The 7,682-nt window shown below is 75.8% G+C and carries 7 protein-coding genes, 1 tRNA gene and 1 pseudogene; all 9 read left to right on the top strand.

All coding sequences use genetic code 11. The features are described from left to right. Positions 1–2,451, top strand: a pseudogene (locus OMK64_RS14240) (hypothetical protein); the annotation flags it as partial. 85 nt (positions 2,452–2,536) lie between these two features. After that, the gene (locus tag OMK64_RS14235) at positions 2,537–2,986 is read left to right on the top strand and encodes a roadblock/LC7 domain-containing protein (RefSeq protein ID WP_168680195.1); all 450 of its coding nucleotides are present in this window, start codon (positions 2,537–2,539) and stop codon (positions 2,984–2,986) included. Positions 2,987–3,008: 22 nt separating this feature from the next. Further along, entirely contained in the window at positions 3,009–3,386 is a 378-nt protein-coding gene (locus tag OMK64_RS14230) for a DUF742 domain-containing protein (protein ID WP_124342968.1), read from the top strand. Then, on the top strand, positions 3,367–3,978 hold the full coding sequence (locus tag OMK64_RS14225; protein ID WP_124342967.1) for a GTP-binding protein: 612 nt from the start codon (positions 3,367–3,369) through the stop codon (positions 3,976–3,978). The genes OMK64_RS14230 and OMK64_RS14225 overlap by 20 nt, the downstream gene beginning before the upstream one ends. Positions 3,979–4,097: 119 nt before the next feature. Beyond that, a complete protein-coding gene (locus tag OMK64_RS14220) occupies positions 4,098–5,063 on the top strand; it encodes a PIN domain-containing protein (protein ID WP_272729027.1) in 966 nt (321 codons plus the stop codon). A gap of 96 nt (positions 5,064–5,159) precedes the next feature. Continuing rightward, positions 5,160–5,251: transfer RNA gene (locus tag OMK64_RS14215), tRNA-Ser, on the top strand. Between the two features lie 177 nt (positions 5,252–5,428). Then, complete coding sequence (locus tag OMK64_RS14210) at positions 5,429–5,755, top strand: hypothetical protein (protein WP_272729026.1); 327 nt, start codon at positions 5,429–5,431, stop codon at positions 5,753–5,755. A gap of 41 nt (positions 5,756–5,796) precedes the next feature. Further along, entirely contained in the window at positions 5,797–6,096 is a 300-nt protein-coding gene (locus OMK64_RS14205; RefSeq protein WP_272729025.1) for a hypothetical protein, read from the top strand. A 129-nt stretch (positions 6,097–6,225) separates the two neighbouring features. Then, on the top strand, positions 6,226–7,662 hold the full coding sequence (locus OMK64_RS14200) for a DUF2252 domain-containing protein (protein ID WP_272729024.1): 1,437 nt from the start codon (positions 6,226–6,228) through the stop codon (positions 7,660–7,662). Positions 7,663–7,682: the final 20 nt, after the last annotated feature.

Raw genomic sequence — 7,682 nt, 5'->3', positions numbered from 1 at the left:
GGCGGTGAGGTTCCCGGACGGCACCTCGGGCAGGACGATCTTGTCCTCGTCGAACGTCTTCGCGGAGCGCGTCGGCAGGGCACCGCCGCCCGCGCCGGCCTGTTCTCCGGCTTCCGCGGCCGTGGCGACCTCGCGACCGGCACGCCCGCGTCGGGCATCGCGATCCCCGGTCTCGCGTCCGACGACGACCGTCCCGCCGACCCGGTGCGCGCGCCGTGGATGTCGCTGGGAGCGCACTCGGCGCAGCCCGAGCCCCTCGTCGTCCCGCAGCTCGCCGACGACGAGGACGAGTGGTCGCCGACCCCGGCCGAGCAGGTCGAGGACCACGCGCAGACCGACGACGTGGCCGTCGAGGCGGCTGCCGAGACGCACGAGCCCGCCTGGGCACCGGCGCCCGCGGCCGAGGTGGAGGAGCCCGTGTGGGCGCCTGCGGCCGAGGTCGAGGAGCCGGCATGGGCCCCGACGCCTGCGGCCGAGGTGGACGCCCCGGCGTGGTCGCCGACGCCTGCTGGTGAGGTGGAGGAGCCCGCGTGGGCGCCGACGCCTGCTGCTGAGGTGGAGGAGCCGGCGTGGTCGCCGACGCCTGCTGCTGAGGTGGAGGAGCCGGCGTGGTCGCCGACGCCCGCTGCTGAAGTCGAGGAGCCCGCGTGGGCGCCGACGCCCGCGGCCGAGGTCGACGCCCCGGCGTGGTCGCCGACGCCCGCCGCCGAGGTGGAGGAGCCCGTGTGGGCGCCGACGCCTGCGGCCGAGGTCGAGGAGCCGGCGTGGTCGGCGACCCCCGCCGCCGAGGCCGACACCGCCTGGGCGCCGACGTTCGCGGAGCCCGATGCGGCACCCGCCGCCGACGCTCCCGCCGAGCAGGGGTGGAGCGCCCCCGAGGTGCCCGCCGCCGCGTCGGGCCTGCCGACGCGCTCCGCCGCAGCGGCCGCGCCCGCCGCCGCGTGGGCCGCACCCGTCGAGGAGGCGCCGGCCGCGGCCGCCGCCCCCGCCACCGACGCCCCGGTGTGGACGTCGCGCCTGCAGGGCTTCACGTCCTACAGCGGGTACGCCGGCTGGGCCGGACGCTCCGCGACGCCGCAGACCGACGTCCCGTTCGAGAAGGCTCTCGACGAGGCGCGCGCCTGGCACACCGGTGCGGTCCCGGTCGTCCCCGAGCCCACCGCAGCCCCGGCGGCGCCCGCCGCGCCGCAGGAGCCCGCGGCCGAGGCCGACGCGTGGCCGACGCCCGCGTGGGAGGCACCCGCGTGGGAGCCGCCGACGTGGCAGGCGCCCGCCTGGGAGGCCGGCGAGACGGCGGCCGAGGCGACCGCCGAGCCCGTCGCGCCGGTCGTCGAGCCCGAGCCCGTCGCCGCGCCGACGTTCCAGCCCGTGCAGCTGGTGCCGGACGAGGAGCCGGAGCCCGCGTGGCAGGCGCCCGTCGCCGACCAGCCCGCCGAGCAGCAGCCCGCGTGGGAGGCGCCCGCCGCCGAGCAGGCGTGGCAGGCCCCCGCCGCTGAGCAGCAGCCCGCGTGGCAGCCGCCCACCGAGCAGGCGTGGCAGGCCGCACCGGTCGCCGAGCAGCAGCCGGCGTGGCAGCCGCCCGCCCCCGAGCAGCAGCCCGCGTGGCAGCAGCCGGTCGCGGAGGCCCCGGCGGCGCCGGTCGCCGAGCAGCCCGCGTGGCACGGTGCGACGCCGGCGTTCGCCCCGGTCGAGCAGCCCGCGCCGTCGGCCGCCCCGGCAGCCGCGCCGAGCGCCGGCTTCACCGAGCTGGTCCAGGGTGGCGAGCAGGACAAGCCCAAGCGTCGCTGGGGCCTGTTCGGTCGTCGCAAGGGTGAGGACGGCGCCGAGACGGCGTCCGCGCCGACGCCCGTGGCGCCCGCGCCGGCACCCGTCGCCGAGCAGGCCGCACCGCCGCGCACGTCCGCCTGGAACGCCGAGCAGCCGCCCGCGCCCGCCGCCACGCCCTCGTGGGCAGCGGCGACGTGGACCGCCCCGGCCGCCCCGGCGCCCGCGCCGGCCCCGGCTCCGGTGCCCGCCGCCGCCGCGACCGAGCAGCGCCCCGCCGCCGGCTGGACGCCGCCCGAGTGGGCCCCGCGCCCGCCCGCGGCTGCCGCACCGACCGCGACCGTGCCGCACCCGTCGCTCCCGCCGTCGGTCGCGCCCCGCATCGGGACGCTCGACGACGAGGTCGCCGCGATGCTCGCGATGCGGTCCGACATCCAGGAGCAGGCTCTGTCCGAGCTCAGCCAGCTGTCGGCCTACCGGCCCGCCTCGATGGGCATGACCGGTGAGACCCTGCAGCGGCGTGTTCCTTCAGCTGTGCCGTCGGCCGTCCCGGCCGCGGACGAGGGCAAGCCCGTCCAGCGCGACGCGGACCAGCTCCGCTCCCGCCTGTCGAGCTTCCAGTCCGGGACCAGCCGTGGCCGTCGCGCCGCGGACGGCCCCTCCGGCCCCAACGGCCAGGCCTCATGACGGCCTACGAATCCCGACCAGCCGTCTCCGCCCAGGTGACGTCTCACCCCGCAGTCGTCACCGACTGCACCAGCAAGGAGGAAGTGTGACCGCGCTCAGCACCGAGGCAGCCAACTTCGGCTGGCTCCTGGACAACTTCGTCCGGACCGTGCCCGGCACTCGCCACACGCTCGTGGTGTCGGCGGACGGTCTGCTCATGGCGATGTCGGAGCAGCTCGACCGCACCAGCGGCGACCAGCTCGCGGCGATCGTCTCCGGCATGTCGAGCCTGACCCGTGGCGCGTCGCGCCAGCTGCGTGCGGGGGAGGTGCGTCAGGCGATCATCGAGATGGACAACCTGTTCCTGTTCCTCATGAGCGTCTCGAACGGTTCCGTCCTCGCCGTGGTCGCCGAGTCGAGCTGCGACGTCGGCCTCATCGGCTACGAGATGGCGATGCTCGTCTCGCGCACCGAGGCGACCCTGACCCCGCAGCTCATCTCCGAGATGCGCGGCCAGCTCCCCGTCGACGGCGCGACCCGCGCCCCCGTGGCCTGACCCGAACGGAGACGGCTCGAACATGAGTGAGCACATCGAGTACGAGGCCAGGACGGTGCGGCCCTACGCCGTCACCGGTGGCCGCGTGCGCTCGGCGCGCTCCGACCTGCCTCTCGAGGCACTGGTCGAGGTGATGCCGGGCGCCGTGACGAGCGCGGGGCTGCCGCCCGAGAAGCGGGCGATCCTGCAGCACGCCGCGCACACCTACATCTCCGTCGCGGAGCTGTCCGCTCTGCTCCACCTTCCTCTCGGGGTGGTCCGGATCCTCGTGTCCGACCTCTCCGACCAGCAGTACGTGCGCGTGCACACCTCTCAGCCGGTCGAGGTCAACACCGGTGAGTCCCCCGCCCTGTCCCTGAGCGTGCTGGAGAGTGTTCTCAATGGCATTTCCGCCCTCTGACGCCGCCGTCGCCGCTCCGGCGGGGACCGCGGGGTCTGTCGCACCCACCGTCGTCAAGATCGTCGTCGCGGGCGGCTTCGCCGTCGGCAAGACGACCTTCATCGGGTCCATCTCGGACATCGAGCCCCTCAACACCGAGGCCGCGATGACCGAGCACTCCGTCGGCGTCGACGACGCCGGTGGCGTGTCGGACCGCAAGACCACCACGACCGTCGCCATGGACTTCGGCCGCATCGCGCTGCCGGGCCAGCTGTGGCTCTACCTGTTCGGCACGCCGGGCCAGGACCGCTTCCTCTTCATGTGGGACGACCTGGTCCGCGGCGCGATCGGTGCGGTCGTCCTGGTGGACACGGACCGTCTCGACCAGTGCTTCCCGGCGGTCGACTACTTCGAGAGCCGTGGCATCCCGTTCGTCGTGGGTGTCAACTGCTTCGACGGCGTCGCCAAGCACCAGCTCGACGACGTCCGTGAGGCCCTCGCCATCCCGGCGCACGTGCCCGTGCTCTACACGGACGCCCGCTCGCGTGCCGCCACCAAGCAGGCGCTCATCTCCCTCGTGCAGCTCGCGATGGAGCGTCTGCGCAACCGGTGAGCCGTCCCGCACCCCTCGACGGCCGGTCCCCGCACGGGGGCCGGCCGTCGGCGCGTGCGGACGCGTCGAGGATCCCGACGGGGGCGGGGGTCCCAGGCGCGGTGCGGGATCATGGAGGGGTGCCGCCGGTCGTCCCCCCGCCGCCACCCGAGCGCCGTCCGGAGCTCGGGCGCGGGGTGCTGCTCGACGGGCCGGTCCGCGACCGCGGGCCCGACGCAGTCGTCCGCGTCTCCGCCCTGCCGCAGCAGCGCACGCCGGCCGGCGACGGGACCACGCACCGCCCCGTGCCGTGGGCACCGACCGCGACACCGACGCCCGTCCGGGGCGTCCCGCACCCGTTCGGTCCGGTGCGGCCGCGGGTCGACCCACCCGCCGACGAGCCACCGCCCGACGAGCCGGGTGCGGACGAGCCGTCCGCCGACGACCCCGCTGCCGACGAGCCGGGTGCGGACGAGCCGTCGGCCGACGACCCGGCTGCGGACCAGCCGTCCGTCGACGACCCGACCTCCGACGAGCCCGGCGCCGACGACCCGACCGCCGTCGAGCCGGCCGCGGAACGGCCGACCCCCGCCGACGCTGCCCCGGCCGACCGGGCGCGGGCTGTCCCCTCCGCGCCGCCCGACCCGGTGCCCTGGTCGCTGGTCGCCCGCCGTGAGCGTCCGCGGGTGTACGTCGACGGCTCGGCGCTCAGCCGGTACCTCGTCGGCGCGCCGTCACGTGACCCATGGCTCGCGTGGGTCGCGGACCACGAGGACCGGCTCGTCACGACGTTCCTGGGTGTGAGCGAGCTGCGCCGCGTCGCACGCCCCCGCGGGGTCGAGGCGCACGGCGTGGCGCACGACGTGACCGGGCGCGTCGAGGTCGTGCGGTTCTCGGACCAGTCGCTGCACGCCGCCGCGCGGGTGGCGAACGTGCTGCCGTCTTTCGTCGCGCTGCACGTCGGCGCGGCGGTCGCGCACCCGCAGGTCGGGGCGGTCGCGACGTACGACGTCCAGCTCGCGCAGGTCGCGGCGCTGCACGGGTTGGGCGTCGTGAGCCCGGGCTGGCCGGCCGGCTGGTGGGAGCGGGCGCGGCCGCCCGCATGACGTCGGTCCCGGAGCGGATCCGGGCCCTCGGCAGGTACCGCTGTGGGAGACTCGACCGTGCGCGCGGGCATCGAGCAGAGGGACCCGGCCGCACCGGGAGGGCTGTCTGAGCGGCCGAAAGAGACGGTCTTGAAAACCGTTGGGGCGGGACACCCCCGTCCTCGTGGGTTCGAATCCCACGCCCTCCGCCGCCGCGAAGGCCGAGACCCGAGGTCGCTCGGCGCCGTACGGAAGGGCGATCATCGTCGTCGTTCGCGTGTCGAGTGCGACCGCGTGAGACGTCGACCCAGCCGGACCGACGAGTGTCCGATGAGCGGTACGACCTCGGTGGGCGTGGTCGTCCCCGACGACCCGAGCTGCAAGCCATGACGTTCCCGACGCCGGACGACCCCGGTCTGGCCCCTGTCTGGGAGAACTACGTGGTGGCCCAGGTCGTCCAGGCGTCGCTCGGCGTGATCCCGGAGCACGCGCTCGCCGTGGCCGTCGCGGTCGACGGCCTCCAGGTCGAGCTGAGGTTCTGGCTGTCGGAGCTCACCCAGGCCGACCGGGAGGACGTCGACGACATCGTCGACGAGCTCTCGGTGCTGGTCGGTGACGCTGTGGAGATCGGGACCGTTGTCCACATCACGCCCGACTTCATCATGCCGACGCCGGTTCCGGGAGTGCAGTGGACCTTCCTCGAGCGGCGCTGACCACGTGACCGAGTTCGTCGAGCTCCGGCTGAGACGCCATCGTGGGTGGCGGGGACGCGTGGGTCGACGAGGACGAGCTGCGTGCGGTGGCGGTCGCCGAGCACGGGACGGCGGGTGCGACCTGCCCCGTCTGCGGGACGTGGCGGTGGATGCCGCTCGACTTCGACGAGCTGCCGCCGCTGCGGATCGAGCCGCCCCTGGGTGACGTCGACATCGCCGCCAGTCCCGAGTGGTTCGGCGACGGCTGGAGTGCGTTCCGCCAGATCCTGGTCCGGCGCGAGCTGGCGGAGATCATCGCGCAGGTCAGCCCGCGCGACTTCCGCGTCCGTCCGGTGACCTGATCGCGAGCGCCTGCCAGCACCCCGGCGGCGCCGCCGAGTCCGGTGTCGACCTCGACGCGGCCGCGGAGTCAGGTCGGGTCACCCGCGGTGGGCGAGGGGCCGTGCGCGCGCCCGGCCTACCGTCGACGGATGACGGAGGACCGGGCGACAGGTCGGACGGCGGAGCGGTCGACGGCGACCCGCGCGTCGGCGGAGCGGACGGAGAGGGCTGCGGCGGGGCGCGCGGCGCGCAAGCGGGTCCCGCGGTCGAGGCTGGCGGACGTCGCGGGACGCGACGGGCGGCCGGGCGCGCTGGACCTGCTGGAGGCCCAGGCGACGACGCGGCTGCCCGACCTGGTGCCGGTGCGGTACGGGCGGATGGCGGAGTCGCCGTTCGCGTACCTGCGGGGGTCGGCGGTCGTCATGGCGGCGGATCTGGGCGCGTCGGCGGACACGGGCCTGCGGGTGCAGCTGTGCGGTGACGCGCACGTCGCGAACTTCGGCACGTACGGGTCGCCCGAGCGGAACCTCGTGTTCGACCTGAACGACTTCGACGAGACCCACCCGGGACCGTTCGAGTGGGACCTGAAGCGACTGCTCGCGAGCCTCGAGGTGGTCGCGCGCGCGCTCGACGTCGGGCGGCGGCGCCGCCGGGAGATCGTCGTGGGGGCGGCGCGCGCGTACCGGGAGGCGGTGCGCGACTTCGCGGCGCAGTCGGCGCTGGCCGTCTGGTACGCGCGGATCGACCTGGGCGACCTGGTGGACGCGGTGCCGCAGGACGAGCGGATGGTCCGGCGGGCGCGCGCGGCGCTCGACAAGGCGCGACGGCGTGACCACCTGCAGGCGGCGGCGCGGCTGACGCGGGTCGAGGGCGACGAGCGGAGGTTCGTCGCGGACCCGCCGCTGGTGTCGACGCTGGAGGACGTGCTGCCGGCGGACGCCGTGCCGGTCTTCCGTCGGGGGATCGCGGACCTGCTGGTCGACTACCGGGCGTCGCTCGCACCGGACCGGCGCCGCCTCGCGGAGCGGTACCGGGTCGTCGACATCGCCCGGAAGGTCGTCGGCGTGGGCAGCGTCGGGACGCGCGCGTTCGTCGTGCTGCTGCAGGGCGTCGACGCGGACGACGTGCTCGTGCTGCAGGCGAAGGAGGCGCAGGCGTCGGTGCTCGAGCCGTACACGGGTGGCGACGGGTACGCCATGCAGGGGCAGCGGGTGGTCGAGGGCCAGCGGCTCATGCAGGCCGTCAGCGACGTGATGCTCGGGTGGCAGCGGTCGGCGGGGCCGGACGGCGTCGCGCGCGACTACTACGTCCGGCAGCTGCGCGACTGGAAGGGCGGGCTCGACCTGACGGGCGCGCGCCCGGCGGGGCTCGCGGTCTACGCGCGGTTGTGCGCGTGGACGCTCGCGCGGGCGCACGCGAGGTCGGGCGACGCGATCGCGATCGGCGCGTACCTGGGTGGGTCGTCGGCCGCGGACGAGGCGCTCGCGGACTTCGCGGCGGCGTACGCGGACCGCACGGAGTCGGACCACGCGGACCTGGAGGAGGCGGTCGACGACGGTCGCCTGCCGGTGGTGCGCGGCGTCTGACGGTCGTCGTCGGAACCCTT

Source organism: Cellulomonas fimi, assembly GCF_028527925.1.
In the GTDB taxonomy this organism is placed as follows: domain Bacteria; phylum Actinomycetota; class Actinomycetes; order Actinomycetales; family Cellulomonadaceae; genus Cellulomonas; species Cellulomonas fimi_C.
This window is presented reverse-complemented; position numbering and strand designations above follow the sequence as displayed.